We start from the raw sequence: 22,477 nt of genomic DNA on the forward strand, positions 1-22,477 counted from the left end.
GCAGCCGGTAAAAATGATTAGTTTTACTTATTTAACAATCATCGGGGCCCTTCATCTCGTTAGTTTAATGCTTACGACTTGGGTTACCGATTTTAAGATATTGGTTCAGTTCGGAATCCCATGGCACACCTTTTTATGAATATAAGAAAGCTTCGAATCTAGTATTCAGCAAACCAATGAGACAAATATTATTGACTTATAAAATAGGAGGATGAATTTATGGAGAACTTAGACAACAGTGCGCAAAACAAGGCTTCCGGGCTGGAAAAAGCGATTCAAACCAATTTTCAAAAAGAGATGTCTTACGGTGATTATCTTCACCTTGATAAAATTTTATCAAGTCAGCAGCGACTTTCGAATCACCACGATGAAATGCTGTTTATCATCATTCATCAAACGAGCGAGTTATGGATGAAGCTTATTCTGCATGAGTTGCATGCCGCCATTCAGAGTATTCTTCGTAACGATTTGGAACCATCATTTAAAATGCTGTCGCGTGTTTCAAGAATTCAACAGCAGTTAATCCAGTCATGGAACGTTCTTACTACCTTGACCCCGGCTGATTATATGCAGTTTCGTCATAAGCTTGGGCATTCATCCGGATTCCAATCCTTTCAAAACCGCCAAATTGAGTTTGCTTTAGGTCAAAAAAATGCTCACACCCTAGCGGTTTATAAACATCAGGATGATCTATTTGAATCCTTGACGAAGTCCCTTCATGAACCAAGTATTTATGATGCAGCCCTCTCAGCACTCGCCACCCATGGATTACCTGTTGATGAAAAAGTTCTAAACCGGGATTGGTCTCAAAGCTATGAGCCAAATCTTAGTGTCGAGGAGGCGTGGCTGACCGTTTATCGAAACACCGAAAAATATTGGGATTTATATGAACTAGCAGAAAAACTGGTAGACATAGGTAATCAACAGCAGCTCTGGCGCTTTAATCACATGTCCACGGTAGAAAGAATCATCGGGAATAAGCAAGGGACAGGCGGCTCTTCCGGGGTAAACTATCTAAAAAGAGTTCTCGACCACCATTTTTTCCCAGAGCTCTTGAGTCTTCGAACAAAGCTTTAATAAACTTAACTCACAAAAACTAGAGGAGTAGGAGGCTGTTGACAAAAATGAATAAATGGATGGATATTTCGCAGCGGCTGGAAAATCAGATTCCTGTCTGGCCGGGAGATACACCTTTCAGCTACAAAGTGAGCTGGAGCAAAGAAGATAGCGGATCAGTCAATGTGGGTCAGATGACGATGAGTACTCATACGGGCACCCACATTGATGCGCCTTTTCATTTTGATAATGATGGAAAAAGAGTAAATGAACTTGATATTAATTTGTATATCGGGCCGGCGCTTGTTATTCATGTACCAAATGTGACGAGCATCGGTGTTAAGGAATTAGCCGGGATGGATATAGAAAACGTAACCCGTCTGATAATTCGCACGGATGCATGGCAGGAGCGACAAGTGTTTCCTGACTCAATCCCTCCGATTGAACCAGCGTTAGCGGCATATCTTGCTGAGCTTGGAGTTAGGCTTCTTGGCCTTGATTTACCATCCGTTGATCCATTAGATAGTAAAGATCTATCTGCCCATCATGAACTAAATCGTTACGGCATTCATATTTTAGAAGGACTGGTATTAGACGATGTTGCGCCAGGAGATTATGAATTAGCAGCCCTCCCACTCCCGTTAGTGGAGGCAGATGGAAGTCCAGTCCGTGCCGTGATAAGGAAATTAAAATAGGCCTTAACAATTTGTTAAGGTCTTATTTCATGCCAGCATGCTGTGAGGAAAAATGGGGTCAGTCCTCAGGTGCGTTAGGACTTTAGTTCACCTGGGGACTAACTCAATTTACTAGATCATTTACCTAATAATACAATGACGGTATTAATCATGAATGGTAGTGAGGAATTTTGTCTAATAGGAGAATTTATTTTGAAGGTGATTTTTCCTGATTATCGATGAAGATGATGCTTTCGATTTGCAACATAACAGAAAGTACGTGGATAAACGCCTCTTGTATAGTAGAATTTTTTAAATATTCGTCATAGTGGTGGTGTAAGCAACTGGCCATAGCTTCTCTTGCCTCATAATCGAAATGATAAAAATCAACAATTGGGAAAAATAATCCTCCTCCTAATGGGATTAGTGTCCCCATGACGATTTCCCCTTTTTTAGGCGGGATAGCAATTGGATCATAAACAATGACATCCAGCGGTTTTTCCGTCAAAATATCAATAACAACAAAGAATCGATCATTATATAATGTCGCCATAAGACGCACTCCTCATCACTAAAGTAACGAGTGTGCGGGCATTCATCATCAAGCTTTTTGCGCTCTATAAAAACAACGCACTCCTCATGCGCTTTGATAGAAAGGTGATACCGCTACGCTGAATTATTATTTTGCATAAAGGTTTACATCTGTTTTTAGTAACTATATCTAAGTATTCGGTTAATCCCTATATTGTATTGCTAATCCTTTTAAGAAATTCCGAGCGTATCTATCACCACACACTTTATAATTCTTATGTCCTTCTTTTCTTAATAAAGCGCTTAATTCACCTTTTGTTATCAGGACTCCTGCTTCTTCTAATATTTCAAGCATATCCTCACTTGTTAATGATAGTGCTATTTTCAATTTCTTTAGCAATACATTATTAACACTTCCATTATCCTTTATAGACATTGCTGGTCTTTCAGGTTGTCCTGGTTTTGAATCTTGTTTACCTCTTTTAAAGATAATTAGGCCATTTAAAAATGACTCCAACATGAAATTCGTGCATAGTATATTCTCTTCATCTTCATCTATATCACCATCATTGCCAACTTCATTCTGGTAGCTGTCCTTAGATTTTTTGAGGATCTTTAGCAGTTCTTCTTTTGTTACCTCAATGTCTCCAAGTTTAAATATCTCTACCATATCTGTATTTTTTATATCTAGAGCATATCTCAATCGAATTAATATATCATTATTATTCATGTTCATCTTTAATCCTCCAAAAATATTGACTACTTGCAAAGCACTCAAAGATTATTCTCCAAAAATTTAAATCCTTAAAATGTTAAATAATATCACCAAGGCTCCCATTTGTACAGAACCGGAATGAAGAGTTTATGATTGGAAAATGAGTAAACCCAATAAAGAGTTATGTGGAACATCGTTGTGAAACAAGAAAATCCGATGCGTGGCACCGGAACTTCTATTTTTAGGGATGACAAACTCTTAATGGTCCCGGTTCACAATATAATTCATTAAATGCTTCAGAAATGAGGTATTGCGCGGCACCTCTTGCAACGATTCCATTGCAAGACAGTAATGTTCCCACATCTCTATTCTAGCACCATCAGAACCTAGGATGGACACAAACGTCGAATGGTTGTTTTCAGCATCTTTGCCAATCGGTTTTCCGAGTAAGTTCAGCTCTCCTTCAACATCAAGCAGGTCGTCCTTAATCTGAAACGCAATCCCTGCATGATGGGCGAATTTTTTCAAAGCTTCCATTTCGAACTCTTTTGCATGAGCGAGAATGGCAGGCATGATGAGAGAAGCTTCGAATGCTTTTCCCGTTTTATAAAAGCACATCTTATTCAATTGTTCCAGTGTCAAAGGTTTCCCTATGGAATCCAGATCCATTGCCTGTCCCCTACACATAACCTCTGTCGTTTGAGCGGAATATTGAATCAACTTAAGCACTGTTTTCGCATCGAACTGGTCAAGAGATGCTTGTTCCTCAATAGCCTTCTGGGTCAGAAAGAGACCCGTTAATTCAGCAATGGCAATATTATACACCTGATGTAGGGTTGGATGCCCCCTACGGGTGGACGCATTATCCTGGGATGGCAGATCATCGAAGATTAGGGATGCAGTATGCATATATTCCAATGATCTCAAAAGTGGCACGATTGCTGAACTTTTTAATCCATATCCGCTCGTGCCCATAACCCAAGTGATTATTGGCCTCAATCGCTTTCCATCGCCTTCCAGACTGTAATTGGCAGCATCAATAATTGGCTCTTTCATCAGAGAAACATTCTCGGTTTGAGGGATATTTAAGATGTTATTGATCTGAATGCGTACGTTTTCAATCGTATCTAAAAAGTCCTCCTGTTCCTTCCGTTCATTTTTCATAATGGTAATCATATGGTCCCGAATCAGTTTATCAAAGAAATCCACATCATCTGCTTTTTGAACCATATGTTGGATGACACGATTGAATTCCGGATTTCCAGATGCAAATAGCTCCATCACTTCGTTGTATTTTACCTTTCCCATTCGTTCTTTAAATCGTTTTAGACCATTTATGGCACGATCCAGAATCACCTCACAGGTCTTGGGATCTGAGTGGAACACGTTATGGATCAGATGGGAGATGACCGTCCAGTATAATTCAAAGGGGTTGATAAGATCCTGACGCTTATCATGATATTTCATATAATAGGTATACGGTGTTACGGCCCCCTCCTTCATGTCATCAAACATATCTGCAAAATCGTCCGCCAGCTGGTTGTAAATTCCATAAAAGAATGTTCGGTTGTCAAAGCCCTCATCCGCAGGAGCACTGATGACGGAACGGACAATCAATCGGGAAGAAGAGGATTTTAAAATGATCGGTATATAAAGCTCTTCATTTGTGTAATTTGCATTGGATAGATCCTTTACACGGTCCACTTCCTGAGAATGAAAAAACACATAGGATTGCTCGAAAAAATTTTTTCTTGTATCGCGTCGTTGATGGGACTTAATATACTTAAAGGCATCTCGGAGTTCCAAATGAATATATCGGATCAAATCCATGTTTTTTCCTGTCCACTCACCCAATTCTGGTACAGATCCGGTGATAAGGGTGGTACGTATCAAATTGGAATATTGTTTTTTCTCTTTAGCGGACAAGACGTTAGCATCTAGAAGATCGTCAATGAAGGGATAGGTCAGACCATAGGAATAGCCGAGCCTAATCGCTTCATCCAGTTTCTGAGTACGTTCTTCAGGTGTTATTTCATTGTCCATTTCTTCAACCACGTGCATTATTACCCCAGCAATGATTTTAATAAGTTTTCGCTGGGCTTGCTCAGCATCCATCTCCTTTGGAATATGGGTGGAAACAATCTTAAGTTTATTTACCACCCAGATCATGGTGGCTTCAATGCCTTCCTTCTGGGCCCACCGGTACAACCCGGCCATGCTCATCGTCTGCATTTTGTCTCCGTGGTCTGGTCCATTGGAATGAATCAGATGAGTTTTTAAACTGTCAACGACACGCCGCACCCTGGTCTGTGTGTCAGGTGAGTCCAGGGCTTTACCCAGGTCCCGCATGAAAATATAGGAGATGCTTCGATCCAGGTAATTATCTAGTTTGCCTGTGGAATCCAGCCATTTGATATAATTGTGATATCCCTGGGAATCAGGTTTTCCCTTTCTACGTGAAAAAAAGGATAATAATCGATGATGATGAATATGGTTGTGTTTCCACGATTGAATATCTTTTGTTAAGGCCGGGACATAGGTCTTTTGCATGACCTGGAGATAAAGTGATTGATAATAATCAGCAGCCTTCTGCTCAGCCAGCTGATAGCATGCATCGGCATTTTTTATTAATTGCTCATTCATACTATACATACATTACCTCTACTTAATGGTTTCTTATATATATGTTTCGCGATATAAACCAAACGGAGATTAATTATCCAAGCATTATCCCAATCATTGATTGACAAACGAAATCCTAATGAAAAATCATAAATAAAACCACCACACACATTAAAACATCCGTTAAGGTCATCACTAAAAATACATGTACATCCTATATTTTAACAAACATTTTCCTTTAAACTATTAAAATATATGTATACGCTAAAATAACACCTTTATTACCATCTATAATTTTCCATAACTTGTCTTCAATTTCTAAATTTATATTCATTTTTATATCCTCAAAATCAAATTCAGCTTCCGTTTAATGAGATATTCTTAACAGGTGATTTGACTTTTTTTCACTAGGCTCATTTACCCAGCATGCAAAAAGTGAAAGCCAATAATTTTGGAAAAATCCTTTTTGGAGATAATACCAATGATTAATATTTTTATTTAATATAAATGAACCCCACTGTCTCATTATCAGTGGGGTTCCATTCGTTTAATTATTAGGCTGTTTTCGTAAAATTTGTTGTTTTTAATTATAAAATATTTAACAATATATTATTTGACAACTTACCTTTTTGGTGTAAAATTACACTAAACGGTTTATTTACATAATAATTAGAAAGTAATAGCTTTAATTTAGTATTCGGTTTGAAATAACCGTGAATAAATTTTACTGAAAGGATTGATGTTTATGAAGAATTTGCTCTCGATAATTTTGCCAAGTATTGTAATTTTTACATTTATATGGATAGATTCGATGTTTCCTGAAAGTAAATATATATTATTAGGAATATATTTACTCTTCCCAATAATATTTATTATTCAAGGATATATTTGTTCAACCTCAAAAGGAATTTTGATATTCGGATTTTTGTTATCATCTATTGCAATTATTCTACCTATTTCAATTTGGTATAATATGGGGAGTATGATTACTCCAGTAATAGTATATATATTTTTAGGAATATTTTCGTTCTTTTTATTCAGCAAAAATAAAAGATAGACTAAATTTTTACTTTTTGAATTTCAAATCTGAACTACACTGTGATGTTATCCCACTCGTGATTTAATCCAACTCAAAATTTAGCTTATAGACTTTTTTTAAATATTTCGGAATATCCCAAATGCAAACAAGTCCTTTTGGAAGAGAAACCAACATATTTTCTGCTACATTATAAGTTATATCTCCTACTGTAATATTTACTTCTCCTTCATGTACATAAAATGTTTCCGTTTCTTCCACTTCCCAATGAGCCTTGTGTGTCGTGTTTTCCCAGGGTTCCCATGTATCAACTCCTATTTGCTCGAATTCTTGAGTTGAAATCTTTTTAACAACAAACGCCATCATTCTTCCTCCTTATAAAAACGAAATGAATTAAGAAATCTCATTAAAATAATAAATACAAAATCAATTAGATTATTTTTTGAACATCTTTATATTTTTCATTTTCATTAAGATTCCTTAATCTATGAAACTCTCTATACATAAAGACAACAGCTACTATAAATGCAAGTACATCTGCAATCGGAATGGAGTACCATACACCATTAACCCCCAAAAAACTAGAAAGAATATAGAATAGTGGTATCGCAAAAAGAAAAGATCTCCCTATTGCTATAAATGTTGCCTTAATGTTTTGCTCGATTGCTTCAAAGTAACATGATATAAGCAAAATGATCGCCGCAAGCGGAAAAGTAAGATTGAACACTCTGGTCGACCATACACCGATATCTTGTAAAGCAGCGTCTCCTCCTGTAAAGAAACTAACTATTGAATCAGTAAAGAAAAATAATAATACGGTAAAGAAAATAGTCATTATGAATGTGAATTTAATTCCTAACGAAGTAGCTTCCCTTACTCGATTATAAAGTCTAGCTCCGTAATTATAGCTAATTAAAGGTTGAATACCAGTTGTTATTCCCATAATTAAAAGTACGAGAAAGTTAGTTATATATCCATTTTGGATTGTAAAGGCAGATACATGTAACTCTCCCCCTAATGAAGCTAACAAATTATTGATGACAATAATGGAGATAAACATAGTAAGTGAAATTGAGAATGAGGCAAAACCAGTGGCATTAACTTCTATCATGTTGCTAAGCTTCATCCTAAGATCCTTCAACTTAGGTTTTAAGGAAGTTTTACTCAAAAGAAAATAAAAAATCAGCAGACTTGGGAACGATGTAGAAATATTATTAGACCAAGCAGAAGCTACTACTCCATATTGAAACTTATGATATAGAATTAATTCAACAGTAGCAGCCAAAATCGCTCCTGCAAACCAACTCAACGTGCTAAGTCCTGGTCGTTCATCGAGAATAGCAAAAACACTTAGAATAACCGCTAATACCTGAAACGGGAAAAAAATCCAAGCGTGATTTCCAAATTGCATTGCGTACGGTAAAGCCGCATCATTCGCACCAAAAAAACGCATTAGAGGTTCATTATAGATGTAACCAAAGATAGCAATAACCGTTGACAAGATGACACCGAACCAGATCGATTGACCAGTAATACTTCTCGCTTCATCGATTTTGCCAGCTCCCAACCTTAGGGCAACAACCGCTCCAGCTCCCACTCCAATTAGTACACCTATGGCACGAGAGAGAACTTGTACAGTATAACCAATACCAACCCCTGCCATCTCTTTTGTCCCCAATTGCCCTACAATATTTCCGTCTACAAATGAAGGCGCTGCCAAAAAAATGTTACCTAGAATAGCGAGGAAAATATAACGGTAAAACAAACTCTTTATATTTTTTGTTCCTAATTCCCTTTCTTCAAGTGTTTTAGCGTCAATAGTTGATTGCTCTTGGTCATCTATTTTCTTCATAAACTTCCTCCCTTAATTGCAATTTTCAATTAGAAAACCATCCAACAGGGTGTGCCTTATAGCTTACATTAATTTGTTTTATTTCTGAAAATTCATCAAGGCCAAATATTCCTAAGCCTCTTCCGATTCCACTCTGTTTATAACCACCCCATGGAGCTTGTATAGTTGCTACATGATAGCAGTTCACCCAGGTGATGCCCGCCTTTATTTTCTTGACTACACGCATCGCTTTCTCTAAATCTTTACAAAAAACAGCACCACCCAATCCAAATACTGTATCATTTGCTAATGTGATTGCTTCTTCTTCATCTTTAAACTTTTGAATTACTAAGACTGGGCCAAATATCTCTTCTTGAACAATTCTCATATCCGGTCTAGTATTGGTGAAAATTGTAGGTTCAACAAAAAAGCCGTTTTCAAAACCGTTATCTATTATTCTATTTCCTCCACAAGCAAGTATTGCACCTTCCTGTTTTCCTATTTCGATATACCTTAATACCTTTTGCATATGAGCTTCACTAACAAGCGGTCCCATTTCACTTGTAGCTTTATTACCATGACCTATGACTATCTTTTTTGCACGCTCTACCAGTCTTTCAACAAATTGGTCGTGAATACTATCTTCAATTAGGAGACGGGAAGCTGCTGTACATACCTGACCACTATTTAAGAAGATATTGAATAGTGCGTTATCTACGGCAATTTCTAAGTCATTATCAGCAAACACAATGGTTGGAGATTTCCCTCCTAACTCTAAAGAAATTTTCTTTGTATTTTCTGCAGCAACACGCATAATATTCTGTCCTGTTTCCGTTCCACCAATAAAGGCCACTTTATCTACCAAATTACTATCTACCATCTCGCTTCCAACTGTACTTCCTGGTCCCATTACTAAATTTGCAACTCCTGTTGGCACTCCTGCCTTTTCGAAAATTTCGAACAGTTTAACTGCTGTGACAGGTGTGATCTCTGATGGTTTTAATATAAATGTATTTCCTGCTACTAGTGCAGGCGCAATCTGCCACGAAGCCATAAGGAGTGGAAAATTCCATGGAACTATAAGACTGCACACCCCTATTGGTTCACGGATAACTATTGTCTGAACAGAGTCGCCCACATTAAAGATTTCACCTTCTGGTTGAGTAATAAGGCTTGCATAGTATCGGAAACATTCAATCGCATTTTGAACATCTGTTTTTGCAGCCAGTAACATCTTTCCATTATTTAATGTTTCAAGCATCGCTATTTCCTCTGCGTTTTCTTCCAACAAATTAGCGATATTATGCAAATATTTTGCACGAGTTTTAAAAGGAAGTGTAGACCAAATTCCGCTATCAAAAGTTTTACGTGCTACCGATATAGCATATTTGGCATCCTCAGCAGCACCTTCAGCTGCTACTGCAATTAGCTCACCATTTGCGGGGTTTATTACTTCCCTTTTTTCTCCAGAGGTAGAAGTAATCCATTCTCCATCGATAAACATATTAAGTTCCATCATTTTTATCCTCTCCTTTACGCTAACCAATCAAGCAAACGATGATACTTACTTGCTAAATTGATAAGTAATCCTTTCTGACTTGAAAATGGAAATGGCTTTAACTTCATTTCACCAAATCGATACATATCTTCACTTTCTTTAACAACGTATTGTGCAAGTAATTTCCCAAAAAGAGTAGCTAAAGAAGCACCGTGACCACAATACCCAGCTGCGAAGAATGTGCCATCCTCCATTCTTCCGAGAACCGGGAACATATCTCTAGTTACACCAATTAATCCGTCCCAACGATAATTAACATTACATCCCTTTAATTCAGGGAAGACTTTAATCATCGCGTCATAGACTTCGTTGTATACGCTTTCACCGCGGTTTGGAATAATATCTCCTCCACCAAATGCAATTCGGGAATCTGGTGTCCTACGAAAATAATATAAGAAGTTACTCGTATCAAAAATCATTTGTCCTTTTGGAAGCAATCTTTTTAACGTCGATTCTGGTAAAATTTCTGTCGCGATGATTTGACTACTAATAGAAAGAATTCCTTGATGAAGCGGTTTCATAATTTTTTCAGAATAAGCATCTGTTGCTAAAATGAGTTCTTTCGCTTTCACTTTTCCTGATTCTGTAAATACTTCTACGTATCCTGATTCTCTTTTCACATTTAAAACTTTCGACTTTTCATAAATCTTTGCACCATGTGATTCAGCTGCCTCTGCTAAGCCACGTACATAATTTAGAGGATGAAAAGAGTAACTTAAAGGATCTTCCACACCGCCGTAATAGGCTGTGGAATGAATAACCTCACCCATTTGATTTTTCTCTATTATTTTTGTTTCATATCCAAAATGCTTATTGATGAACTCACTTTCTTTTTTCATCCCCTCAAAGTGCTTCGCTTTAAAAGCAGCTACAACATGTCCTGTTTTTTGGAGGGAACAATCAATCTGATAATCATTTATTAATTGCTCAACAAGTTGTAGACTCTCTAATGAAAGTTCGTTAAGTTGCTTTGCTTCATCCAAGCCCCACTTATCGGCTAGCTCCATTAATGTAGGTTTGTATCCAGGCAATAGCATCCCACCGTTACGACCACTTGCTCCCCATCCCACGGTTTCTTGTTCCAAAACGATAGTATTGTATCCCTTTTTCTGTAAGTGGAGGGAAGCAGATATACCGGTAAAACCGGCTCCAACAATGACTACATCAGTATTTTCATCCCCCAAAAGTACAGGACGTTTTTTGGGGGGATTGGCTGTAGCTTTCCATAATGATAAAGTACTCATGAAAATTGTCTCCTTTTAGTAGTTATTTAATTTATTGTTTTATATTTTCATATTTAGAGGTGCTTCTCTCAAATAGGATTTCTCCATCGACTATAGTCATGGTTACTGTTAAATCTTTAATATTCTGATCTTCTGCATTCAGAAGGCTGTTATCTAATACTACGAGATCCGCAAGTTTCCCTACTTCGAGACTTCCCTTACGCTCTTCCTCAAAGCTTGCATAAGCCCCATTCCATGTATACATACGAATTGCTTCTAATACACTGATTCGTTGATTTCTACCTACATTAATACCATTTTTGCTTTTTCTATTTACGGCAACATGGATTCCTAATAACGGATTACAGGAGGTTACAGGACAATCAGAACCAGCAGCAGCTATAATCTTTTGATTCAAGAAATCACGTAGAGGATACATATGATCTACGCGCTTTCCATAATTCTTGATATAACACTCACCAAATTCATAAAAGAATGGAGGATTCGGAATAGGAATGACATCAAGTTTTTTCATGCGCTCCTGTAAGTCTGGTTCAGTAATTCCAGCATGTTCAATACGATGCCGACAGTTTTTTCGAGGATACCTTTTCTGTAAACTCTCAATACTGTTCAGAACCATTTCAATTGCTCGATCTCCTTGAGCATGTGCTGTTATCTGATATCCCTTTTGATGTGCTTTGGTTAAAATCTTATCAATTTCTTCTTGAGTATAATAAAGTATTCCATAATCATTTGGATTACTAGTGTAAGGTTTTCTTGTTGCGATAGTAGGACCACTACTGCTTCCATCAGTAAATATTTTAGCTGGTCCAACTCTAAACTTATCGTCACCTATACCAGTAACAATTCCAGCATCAATCATTTTGTCAATAAACTCTTCCGAATTATTCAACGAACATATCATTGCATATACACGAACCCGAACCTCTCCAGATTGTACTGCCAAGAAAATGTTTCTGAAATGATCTGGACCATGCCCGCCGGCATCATGAATACTTGTAATCCCAAAGGAGAGGAACTCATCAGATGCTAGTTTAAAAGATCTAAGCAATTCTTCACCAGAATATTTTGCTACCTCAGCCATCTTCATATTTGTACTCTCAATTAATCTCCCAGTTAAATTACCTGTCTGATCTCTTTCAATTTGATCATTCTCATAATCAGTTGTATTTTCATTAATACCCGCTATCTCTAGCGCTTTACTATTTACCACGCATATATGGTTACATGTTCGAGAAATATAGATGGGGTGTTCCTTAGAAATTTCATTTAATTCATCTATTGTTGGATATCTTCCCTCCAATATTGTCATTTCGTTAAATCCTGAAGCTCTAATCCATTGTCCGGTTGGTGTTTCTAATTTTTTTGCCTTAAGAGCTTGTAGAAGGTCTTTTATTGACTTGATTTGTAGCTCTTTACAATCGACTCCTAATTTATTCGTTCCGTGTAGGATATGTAGATGCGAATCAATAAACCCTGGAAGGACGGTTTTTCCTTGCAAATCAATAACCTTTGTTTTCTCAGTAATATAAGAACTTGTAACCTGATTTGATCCTACAGCAATAATTTTGTTCCCTTTAATAGCAATCGATTGTTCAACATTGTTTTTATGATCTACTGTTATAACCTCACCATTTAGAAATACAATATCAGCAGCCACACAATTTCCTCCTTTATAATGTAATTTCAGGAATAAATATATTTAGAATTTTCTATATTTTTGTATTGTTATGTAAATTCGTTATACTTATAATAATTGTTAGGTTTAACTTTATGTCAATAGGATATTATTGGATTATTTCTTAAAAATATGGAGTTAAAGACCACTTTTTTTGTAGCTTGGAGGGGTATAATTGAAAATCGGATCTTTTGCTAAACTTTTTAATGTTTCTGTCGACACTATTCGTTACTATATTGAACTAGGGTTATTAGTTCCGGAGAAAAATGGGGCCCAGTTTCATATGAATCAATCCTGCCTCGATGACATGGAATTAATAGTAGAACTAAAGATTCTGCAATTCTCATTAAAAGAAATTCAACAATTCCTTTCGTACAAACGTTTAACGATGAATATTGACATTGGTTATTACAAAAAACTCTTATTGGATAAGAAAAACAATTTTTTAGATGAAAAAAGGGAACTAAACCGATTCATTAGACTCGTGGATAATAAGTTACAATCCCTCGATCAGCCTAATGTTCCATGTAGTTCTATAGGTGTCCCAATTTCATTTGTTCCATTTTTTTATTGTCCGTATTGTAAAATCCCATTAATTATTACTGATGCGTCCATATTGAACAGTTCAATTTCTGCAGCAAAACTAACTTGTTCATGCGGTTACTTTACCTCGATACAAGATGGAATAATTATTACTTCAAATTTAGAGGAATCTCCCTACTGTATCCTAAATGATGAAACAATGAAAGAATTCAACCCAAACTTTGTCAGTTTAAGGGAAAAAGGAGATCAATGGATAATTAAGTTATTGAAGGAACAAAATTTATCTAATAAAGTCGTAATTGAAACAAATATTGATATTTCTGCATCCTTACCAAAGTACATATCGTCACTTGACCTTGACACCTTTTATATATTTTGTGGTTTCTCTTTGACTATGATTAAAAAATTGAGGAATTTTATTGAAAGAATCAATCCAAAACTTCGTGTCATTTATATTCAAAATACTGACTATACTCTTCCTCTTAAACCAGGGTCAATAGATGTCATTATAGATAGTATTACCACTAACGATATTTGTTCGCATATGAATGTCTTCCCCATTACCTTATTACAAAATTATATAAATCAAGATACTAAGGTTATTGGTAACTATCTATACTACCATGAAGGTGCAACCTCTTTACTAAATTTTCGTACCTTATATCCGAATTCACATCAACATGTCTTATATCCAAATTACCTTGAGTATAACTTAGAGAAAGAAGGCTTAAAGATTCAGAACAAAACAGTTATTGGATCGACAGATAACCCTGGTATTTTTCTTGATTATCATGAACAAGGTGAAAAAGTTAATCTACTCGGTTATATTGCAAATAGAATAGATAATTTTAAATTCTCGGAAATATTTTGAACCCCACATCTTTTTTTACTTTTTATGATTTTTGTTGCCACTTCAGCTGTATTACGTCAAACTAAACATCCTGTTACAACGAAAAAACCTTGATATCAAAAAGGATACCAAGGTTCTGTTATGATGACCTGTGAGGGGTTCGAACCCCCGACCTCAAACCTGTCAATTTATCTGAGTTAATGATTTCTGGTAAATAAGGCTCTTTAATGTATGGATTCTAGCCGTAAAAAGAAATGGCTCAAAGTTGAAATAACAAATTTAATCTATCGGCAGCCCCATCATTTTCTTTTTCATCTTTAATAATGTAAAAATTAAGAATTACTGCTTAATGGTTTTTCTGGATTCCATCCATTAATATAGAGACAACTTGTTTTACAACCAACTTAGGATCGCTTTTGCTGTCCCACCATAATGGAACCGAATTTGCCGAACTGAAAAGAGTATTGATAATGATTTTATCGTCGATTGATTTAAGTTGGTCAGGATTTTTTATACGCCATTCCCGTAAACATAGTAAATAAGGTTCTACAATCGCTTTTTTAAATTTGATAATTTGGTCTTTATATTCGGGCGGAGAAGAATCATCTGAACTTAATGTTGGAATAGAAAACGGAAAATCCTCAAGAAATAATAGAATATGTGCTTCTAGCATTTTTGTGAGACGTGTCTGTGGGTCTTGAATAGATTTTGGTTGCTCGAGTTTTTCTAGCCAATAATCAAATACCACCTTGTAACAATTAAATAATAATTCATTTTTGGATGAAAAATATCGATACAAAGCAGCTCTAGTTATCCCCATTTCTGAAGCAATATCTTCTAATGTTGTTTTATAGTAGCCTTTTTTAGCAAACATATTAAATGCTGTTTTTATTATTTCTCTTTTCTGATTCACCCTATTTTGATGTATTCGTTCGCTAACATCTTCAGGTTTAGTTTCTTTTGTAAAATTATTAATAAAATCCACAACACTTTTCCTCCATTATTAACAAAAAACAAAATATTTTTAAATGACAATATTTTTGCAAGAGTCAAGTATATATTTTCACCATTTTACAAGAAAATCCTTCTTTTTTAAATAATTGCTCCTAAACTAGTTATATTACAAACTACTTCCATGATATTTTTTTATATTCTTGTAATCGGTTAATGGAGGATGATTCCTCTCAGTTTTGTTACATTTTATCCAACTTTATTAACAAAATGAGTACCCAATAAATGAAAAACATTTACTAAGTACTCATTTTTATAAAGGGCTTGACAAGTTTCCCGCTGTTATTAATAAATCATTGCTTTATTTTTTTAGAATAGTGACAGCTGCGACGGCATTTTCCAGTCCAAACATACCACCTGCATTTTGCGCTAATGCCATCTTTACATTTTGAACTTGAGTAAAACCAGCTGTACCTCGAATTTGATTTACCAACTCACAAATCTGACCAAGTCCAGTCGCACCAACTGGATGACCTTTTGCTTCAAGCCCTCCACTCGGATTAACGGGTTTTAGACCATTAATATGTGTAATCTTTTCTTCTATTAATTTTCCAGCCTCACCAAATTTACATAGACCCAGCTCTTCGTAAGCCATCAATTCCGCTGATGCAGCTGCATCATGAACCTCAAAAACATCAATCTCTTCTGGCCCAACACTTGCGGTTTGATATGCAGCTCTACTGGTTTCTTCTATTACATTCGGTTCCCCTATGGAATGTTCTTTTCCTGAAAGGATAACAGATGCAGCGACATAAATCGGTTTATTTGTTAATTTTTTTGCATAGTTTGCAGAACATAGAACAACTGCGGCTGCACCATCACTGATTGGAGAACACATATATCTGGTAAAGGGTTCAGCGACTACCCGGTCAAGAAGTACTTCTTCAATCGTTATTGGCTTGGATCTTTGAGCAAAAGGATTTTTACTTCCATTTGTGTGGTTTTTAGAAGCCACCATCGCTAAGTGATTTTTAGTGACACCCGATCGATTCATATATTCTCTAGCTTTCTTGGCATAGACATCCATAAAAATACTATGAGACCTGTTCGAAGCATCTATTGCATCCTTTATCTCTTCAACATCTACTCCACCTTCAAAAGCTTTAATCGTGACTGTTCGGTCTTCATGTGTCATTTTTTCAACACCGAGAACTAATACACAATCATACATGCCTGCTTTTATAGCAACTGATGCTAGATGCAGTGCAGAGGAGGAACTTGCACAAGCATTCTCAATGTTAAAAATAGGTATACCACCCATACCAACAGAACGGAGGACGACTTGACCTCTAATCGATTCCTGACCAGTTACCACTCCAGCTACCGCATTCCCAACGTATGCTGCTTGGATTGCTTCCCTTGGGATTCCAGCATCATCTAGAGCCTTTATGATCGCTTCACTACCGAGCTGTTTAAGACCTTTATTAAGAAACTTACCAAATTGTGTCATACCGATACCACAAATTACAACATCATTCATACTATGGTTTTCTCCTCCAAAAAATTATTATTCATCCTTTACAATCGTGATGGCGTTTATCGGACAACTATCAGCTGCTTCTTGAATTTTATTACTATCATTTCCATCTACATTCACGACTGTTGATTTTCCCTCTGAATCTAATGTAAATGTCTGTGCCGCATAATAAATACATGTTGTCGACCCTATGCACTTATTTTTGTCCACATATACCCTAATTCTATTGCCCATGCTCAATCCATCCCTCTCGGAAAATTAGTCGAAAATTACCGGTAACTGCTTTAATGCTCGGCTGATAATGTTTGGTTGCCACTCCAAGTCTGTCCTTTCTAATTGAATATTTTTAAGATGCTTTAAAACTTGATTTATCGCTATCGTTGATTCGAGTCTGGCTAAAGGAGCTCCTAAGCAATAGTGAATTCCCTTGCCAAATCCGAGGTGATGATTGGACTGTCTTGTTATATCTAATTTATCCGGATATTCAAATACTTCGGGATCACGATTTGCTATGTTTTGCATTAATAGAACACGTTGGCCCTTTTTAATTTCTTTGTCAGCTATTTCAACATCTTCCTTGGCTATTCTCATAATTGCTTTACTGGGGCCTTCATAACGAATTAATTCTTCAATCGCTGAATGAATTAGTGATGGGTTTGCTCTTAATTTTTCTAGCTGGGCAGGATTTTTTAGAAGTGAATATAAACCGTTTGCAATTAAATTAGTTGTTGTTTCATGTCCGCCAAATATAAGCAAAGTGCATGTAGAGATCACCTCACCCATAGAAAGGACATCACCTTTTTCTTTTGCAGTTACAAGCGCTGTAATCAAATCATTTTGTGGATTTTTATGACGAGCCTGAATCACATCTTCTAAATAATAAACCATTTGCTGCAAGCCATTTTTTGCCCGTTCATGTCTATTGGTTTCTTTTACCGCTCCAAAAACAAGCAACAACAAATCGTCAGACCATTGCTTTAATAAATCTCTGTCTTCATCAGGTAACCCAAGCATTTTAGAGATGACCAAAATGGGTAGTAGAAAGGCATAATCACTGATAACATCCATTTTTCCCTTACTTTGTACGTGATGCAACAAATAATCAGTAATTTCGTGCATAAACGGGCGCATTTCTTCGACTGCTTTTGGTGTAAATGCTTTGTTTACCAACATCCGAATTCTGGTATGATTAGGTGGATCATTAAACACCATCCATTTTGAAAGAATCTCATACGTAGAAGCCATGTCCAGCACCATCTGTTCCGGCATATTTTTTGAAGGTCTAATCCGTTCAGCGGTAAAACGGTTATCGATTAGTATTTTGCTAATATCATGATATCGTGTAAAAACCCAACCATTCCATCGTTCATTCCAATATATTGGATCTTCTTTACGTAATTGATGAAAATATGGATATGGATTATTAACAACTTCTTTATCTAGTAAATCTTCTATTAATGGCATTTGATAATTCCTCCTGAATTAATAAGAATGTTCCCAAGTTGAAAATTACTTTGCTATTCTGCTAATTTTAAAAAGAAAAATTTCCTTATTTATGCTTGTTGACATGCTGATGAAATTATCGCTTATTGTCCACTGCTATTGGACTTTTCTTAAATCTAGCTTCATCTGGTTTAAGAAATTCTACAATGCCATCTTTTTTAAATAACTCTGCCATTTTCTTACTAAAATCAGTATTATTTTTTAAGTGTTCAAACACCTGATTTGGTGTCAAAGAAGTTCCCTCTATTTTTATTAGCTCACGATCCAACAATTTTGATGGTATGCTTTCCATAAACTTATGGAATATTTTACCTGCATTTTCTTCGTCGTCAAGTACTCCCCAAAAATCAACCAGACTCTGTTTTAAAACTTTTCCAGCAGGATTTGCCGGTAGTTCCTTAGCAAAAACGACATATTCTGGTACTTCATAATAGGTCACAAGTTTGCTGCAATAGTCCCTTATTTCTTGTGGAGTACTAGTTTGACCAGGTTTAAGCACAATTACTGCTTTGACTCTCTCAGCAAAAAGTTGATCGGGTACACCGACTACTGCCGCTCTTAAAACTTTATCATTTAGATATAATTGATTTTCCACTCCGATACAATAAACGTTCTGTCCGCCTCTTACAATCATGTCTTTCTTACGATCAAGCAGCCAAAGGTAGCCTTCTTCATCAATTTTTGCCCAATCGCCGGAAAGCACATATCCATCCTTACGAAAAGTTTCGTTCGTCTTTTCTTTATCTTCCCAATATCCGGCATTCGTTTGCTGTCCTTTATAAGCTACTTCGCCAATTTGATCACGTTCGGTAAGTTCATTCCCTTCTTCATCAAAAACAGTAATTTCAGTACAAGCAGTAGCTAATCCACAGGAAGTAATCTTTCTAATTGTATCTTCCGTTGGCAATCCGAAGCCTGTTGCAGTACTTTCTGAAACGGAGCCAGCATTTACTGCCGCAATAAGTGAAAATTCTTTCATAAGCTGATTGATAAAACTTTCAGAAGATGCGTGTCCTCCAAATACTAGTTTCGTTAATGAAGAACAATCATGTTTTTTAAATTCAGGATGATTCATGATAAATGTGAGCATGATTGGTGCTGCTACTGCAAATGTAGCTTTTTCTTTTTCGATTAATTTAATCGCATCTAACGGAGAAAACGCTTCCATTATAACGCATTTTGCCCCAACCAATAGCGCAGGCATAATATCACAATAAACAGCTGTATTATGGTACAAAGGAGGCATACAGATATTTACATCTACAGACGATAACCCATAAACCATATCTTGTATTGTTTGAGCACAAGCTAAAGCATTCGAGTGTAATGTCATCGTTCCCTTTGGGCTTCCAGTTGTACCAGAAGTAAAGGAAATTGCACACAAGTCCCATTCATCTACTTCTTCCGAAACATTTTCTATTTGATTTTCATATTTTAATAGGTCTGAAAATGGCACACATTTTTCCGATACCTTTTGGTTACCAGTAACAAAAATTTCTTCTACATGTTGTAATTTATCTCTGATTTCTTTTACTTTTTCCCACATGTGAGGTGAAACCACTAAGATTTTAGATCTTACTTTATTTACTTGTGTAGCAATACCTTCAGAAGCCAGACCTAAATTAATTGGTACAGCTATTCCACCCAATTTTATTGCACCGAAAAAACTAAAAATATATTCTGGACTTCCTCCGGTAATGATGGCTAAACGATCGCCTTTCTTAAAATCGTATTTGTATCTTAATGAATGAGCTACACTATTTACTTTAAGACCTACTTCTTTCCACGTCATCCGAATTCCTGTTGGATGAAAAACATATGCTTCTTTATCTGGAAAATCTTTTATATTTTTTTCAAGAACCTCCGTAATACTATTTGGTCTGTCTTTATAGGCATATATCTCAGCGCCTTCCCATTGAATCCCCCTGTTGAAGGGAGCCTTTACCTTTTCAACTTTCTCATTGAGTACCGGATACTGATCTCTCCATGATTTTGCCATTCCTTTTACAACACCATTCACTTTCCATGCGGGCATAATATCAAGCTCCTTCTAAATAAATTTAAAATTCACAACCTGAAATAGTCCTATCAGGACAAAAAAATTTAAAAAGAGATAATGCCCCTTTTAAATTTTCTAACAGCTATAGATGATATTCTTTTACCGAAAAAATGGTTGAATATAAATAATAGACTACCAGTTATATAAATCCGGTTACTTTAGAGGATGTTTTGTAACAGTGCTATATTTTTTTGGAGAACACGCTCATGCGTTTTTCTAAATCAGGTAGTAGACAAATGATTAATTACTCTTATGCTTCATGAGGTTTGTTAAAATGAAGGGTAACGTTGTATTCTAATTTTTTGATGGTAGATCAAGGAATCCAGCTAAAGCCGTTCGTTTTTACTTATCCCAATAATTCAGGGGTTTTGAGAAATAAAAATTAACGCGAAATAACTCTATTTAGATAGTGAATACAATAAAAATAATAACTCATGAGTAACTTTTTTGTCAACCTATTATTCAGAATATTAACAATAATTAATTTTCATTTCATTCTGTTTATCTATGATGGATTTAAATAAATTAATAGCTATTAATCGGATATAAAAATAAGGGGTTTTTTATTTATCTTTCTAAAAAAGGGGTTAAAGATAGAGTAGTTGAAGGCAAAAATATTTAACATATAAAAAAGAAAAAACGCCTAACGGCGCTTAAAACTGCATTTCCAACTTCCTTTACTCATGGTGGTAAAGGATCAGTAGATTTTCACATCCATTTATTTTCCGCAGCACTTTTTATATTTTTTGCCGCTTCCACAGGGGCATGGATCATTTCGGCCTACTTTATTTTCCTTTTGAAAAGGAACGTTTTGAAGTAAATTCCCCTGCTTACTTTCGTTTCTAAAATCCATTTCCCTTTCCATTGCTGCTAGTCTCCACTCCTCTAGCTCAGGGTGACCCTCGCCTAAAATGGAATAAAATCCATAAACTGTCTGTTCAATATCAACAAGAGTTGAGAAATACTCCTTTTTCATATGGTCGCTAATTTCGGGAAGTGCCTCTTTAGATAGCTGATGACAGAGTGCTTCGACAAGTAAATCTTGGTCACTCAACTCTTCTGTACATTGATAGGTCTCTCTTAAAACCTGAACAGCGAGCTCTGTTTTAATATTTTCAACAATGGAGCTTGCAAAAATAATCGAATCCTCCCTCTGTAAATAAGGTGCTACCGCCTTAACCACCTCATCCGTTTGAAAACGAATTAACGCATTAGAGACTTCTTCTAACAAGATATCGTCATCACGTACTAACAAGCTTGCAAGAAATGGGATTTGCTTTTTAAGTTTTAGCAGTCCAATCATATAAACTGTTAAAATACCCTCAAAAGAAAACCATTGTTCGTTTAATTCCGCTTGAATAATCAAGTCTATTTCATCTTCTGTGACCCAGCCATGTTGAGCAATGCATGCTGCCAGTTTTTTCGCTTTTATGTATACGTCATGCTGGTAAGAGTCAGCACGTTCAAGGGCATTTAATATTGCAGCGTATTCTGAGCATATTACTTCTTCCGTCCCATTTATTAAAAACTCATAGAACGACCACATTTCCTTCCTAATATATCTTTCCAGTGGCTCCCTATATTTTAGAGCAAGTTCTGGATCAATATGGTCTAACAATTTCACTGCTAAATGCATTTTGGACTTATCCATCATTGGGATATTTTCGATTAGAACCTTGACTGCCTCTTCATTTATCGTTTGATTATCTACATAGATTAGAATGGAAGTTTGCTTCTCTTTGTTTTTAAAAGCTTCCTTTAATAATTCTATCGTCCATTCTTCCGGTACGTTTGGAAAATCGTGTAGTGCATGAAGTACAGTTTCTTGAATTAAAGGATCATTGCTAGTTAAGTACGGTTTTATTTTTCCTAAAAATGTCATTGTGTAAGTCCTTTCCATCTTCTTTTTGTTCAACCTCAATTTTCATTATAGTTGTTGTAATCACTTTCACCAAAATTAATTGTACTCAAAATTATAAACTAGAGCACTTTCAAAATATATAAGAGGAAGGAAATAATAATACCGTTTCGATATTTCCTACCCCCCCTTTAATATAGGAAGTTCTTGTCTTTCTAATTCTTAAAAGAA

Annotated in this window: 17 protein-coding genes; 3 read left to right on the forward strand and 14 right to left on the reverse strand. The window is 35.9% G+C overall.

Going from position 1 to position 22,477, the window contains the following annotated elements; translation table 11 throughout:
* The first annotated feature begins 219 nt into the window (after window positions 1-219).
* Window positions 220-1,077, forward strand: a complete 858-nt coding sequence (kynA, locus tag M5A78_RS04870) for a tryptophan 2,3-dioxygenase (RefSeq protein WP_248734151.1) — start codon at window positions 220-222, stop codon at window positions 1,075-1,077.
* A gap of 47 nt (window positions 1,078-1,124) precedes the next feature.
* A complete protein-coding gene (kynB, locus tag M5A78_RS04875; protein ID WP_248734152.1) occupies window positions 1,125-1,751 on the forward strand; it encodes an arylformamidase in 627 nt (208 codons plus the stop codon).
* A gap of 187 nt (window positions 1,752-1,938) precedes the next feature.
* On the opposite strand, the gene M5A78_RS04880 is transcribed toward kynB, so the two are convergent.
* From M5A78_RS04880 to M5A78_RS04915, 8 genes are all read right to left on the reverse strand, one after another.
* A complete protein-coding gene (locus M5A78_RS04880) occupies window positions 1,939-2,283 on the reverse strand; it encodes a hypothetical protein (protein WP_248734153.1) in 345 nt (114 codons plus the stop codon).
* Between the two features lie 180 nt (window positions 2,284-2,463).
* Entirely contained in the window at window positions 2,464-2,997 is a 534-nt protein-coding gene (locus tag M5A78_RS04885; protein ID WP_248734154.1) for a YehS family protein, read from the reverse strand.
* Between the two features lie 237 nt (window positions 2,998-3,234).
* On the reverse strand, window positions 3,235-5,628 hold the full coding sequence (locus M5A78_RS04890) for a polyprenyl synthetase family protein (RefSeq protein ID WP_248734155.1): 2,394 nt from the start codon (window positions 5,626-5,628) through the stop codon (window positions 3,235-3,237).
* Between the two features lie 1,090 nt (window positions 5,629-6,718).
* The gene (locus M5A78_RS04895; protein ID WP_248734156.1) at window positions 6,719-7,000 is read right to left on the reverse strand and encodes a cupin domain-containing protein; all 282 of its coding nucleotides are present in this window, start codon (window positions 6,998-7,000) and stop codon (window positions 6,719-6,721) included.
* A gap of 64 nt (window positions 7,001-7,064) precedes the next feature.
* The gene (locus M5A78_RS04900; RefSeq protein WP_248734157.1) at window positions 7,065-8,486 is read right to left on the reverse strand and encodes an MATE family efflux transporter; all 1,422 of its coding nucleotides are present in this window, start codon (window positions 8,484-8,486) and stop codon (window positions 7,065-7,067) included.
* Between the two features lie 25 nt (window positions 8,487-8,511).
* The gene (locus M5A78_RS04905; protein ID WP_248734158.1) at window positions 8,512-9,984 is read right to left on the reverse strand and encodes an aldehyde dehydrogenase family protein; all 1,473 of its coding nucleotides are present in this window, start codon (window positions 9,982-9,984) and stop codon (window positions 8,512-8,514) included.
* Window positions 9,985-9,998: 14 nt separating this feature from the next.
* Window positions 9,999-11,267, reverse strand: a complete 1,269-nt coding sequence (locus tag M5A78_RS04910; protein ID WP_248734159.1) for an NAD(P)/FAD-dependent oxidoreductase — start codon at window positions 11,265-11,267, stop codon at window positions 9,999-10,001.
* A gap of 31 nt (window positions 11,268-11,298) precedes the next feature.
* Window positions 11,299-12,927, reverse strand: a complete 1,629-nt coding sequence (locus M5A78_RS04915; RefSeq protein ID WP_248734160.1) for an amidohydrolase — start codon at window positions 12,925-12,927, stop codon at window positions 11,299-11,301.
* A 193-nt stretch (window positions 12,928-13,120) separates the two neighbouring features.
* Here M5A78_RS04915 and M5A78_RS04920 point away from each other — a divergent pair, with 193 nt between their 5' ends.
* A complete protein-coding gene (locus tag M5A78_RS04920; protein ID WP_248734161.1) occupies window positions 13,121-14,359 on the forward strand; it encodes a MerR family transcriptional regulator in 1,239 nt (412 codons plus the stop codon).
* Between the two features lie 325 nt (window positions 14,360-14,684).
* On the opposite strand, the gene M5A78_RS04925 is transcribed toward M5A78_RS04920, so the two are convergent.
* From M5A78_RS04925 to M5A78_RS04950, 6 genes are all read right to left on the reverse strand, one after another.
* Entirely contained in the window at window positions 14,685-15,323 is a 639-nt protein-coding gene (locus tag M5A78_RS04925; protein WP_248734162.1) for a TetR/AcrR family transcriptional regulator, read from the reverse strand.
* A 327-nt stretch (window positions 15,324-15,650) separates the two neighbouring features.
* Window positions 15,651-16,829, reverse strand: coding sequence for a thiolase family protein (locus M5A78_RS04930; protein WP_248734163.1), 1,179 nt, complete (start codon window positions 16,827-16,829; stop codon window positions 15,651-15,653).
* Window positions 16,830-16,856: 27 nt separating this feature from the next.
* A complete protein-coding gene (locus M5A78_RS04935) occupies window positions 16,857-17,060 on the reverse strand; it encodes a ferredoxin (protein WP_248734164.1) in 204 nt (67 codons plus the stop codon).
* Window positions 17,061-17,084: 24 nt separating this feature from the next.
* A complete protein-coding gene (locus M5A78_RS04940) occupies window positions 17,085-18,290 on the reverse strand; it encodes a cytochrome P450 (protein WP_248734165.1) in 1,206 nt (401 codons plus the stop codon).
* Window positions 18,291-18,405: 115 nt separating this feature from the next.
* Window positions 18,406-20,364, reverse strand: a complete 1,959-nt coding sequence (locus tag M5A78_RS04945; protein WP_248734166.1) for a class I adenylate-forming enzyme family protein — start codon at window positions 20,362-20,364, stop codon at window positions 18,406-18,408.
* A 742-nt stretch (window positions 20,365-21,106) separates the two neighbouring features.
* Entirely contained in the window at window positions 21,107-22,270 is a 1,164-nt protein-coding gene (locus M5A78_RS04950; RefSeq protein WP_248734167.1) for a YecA/YgfB family protein, read from the reverse strand.
* Between the last annotated feature and the right edge of the window lie 207 nt (window positions 22,271-22,477).

Source organism: Neobacillus rhizosphaerae (assembly GCF_937468385.1).
Taxonomy (GTDB): domain Bacteria; phylum Bacillota; class Bacilli; order Bacillales; family Cytobacillaceae; genus Neobacillus; species Neobacillus rhizosphaerae.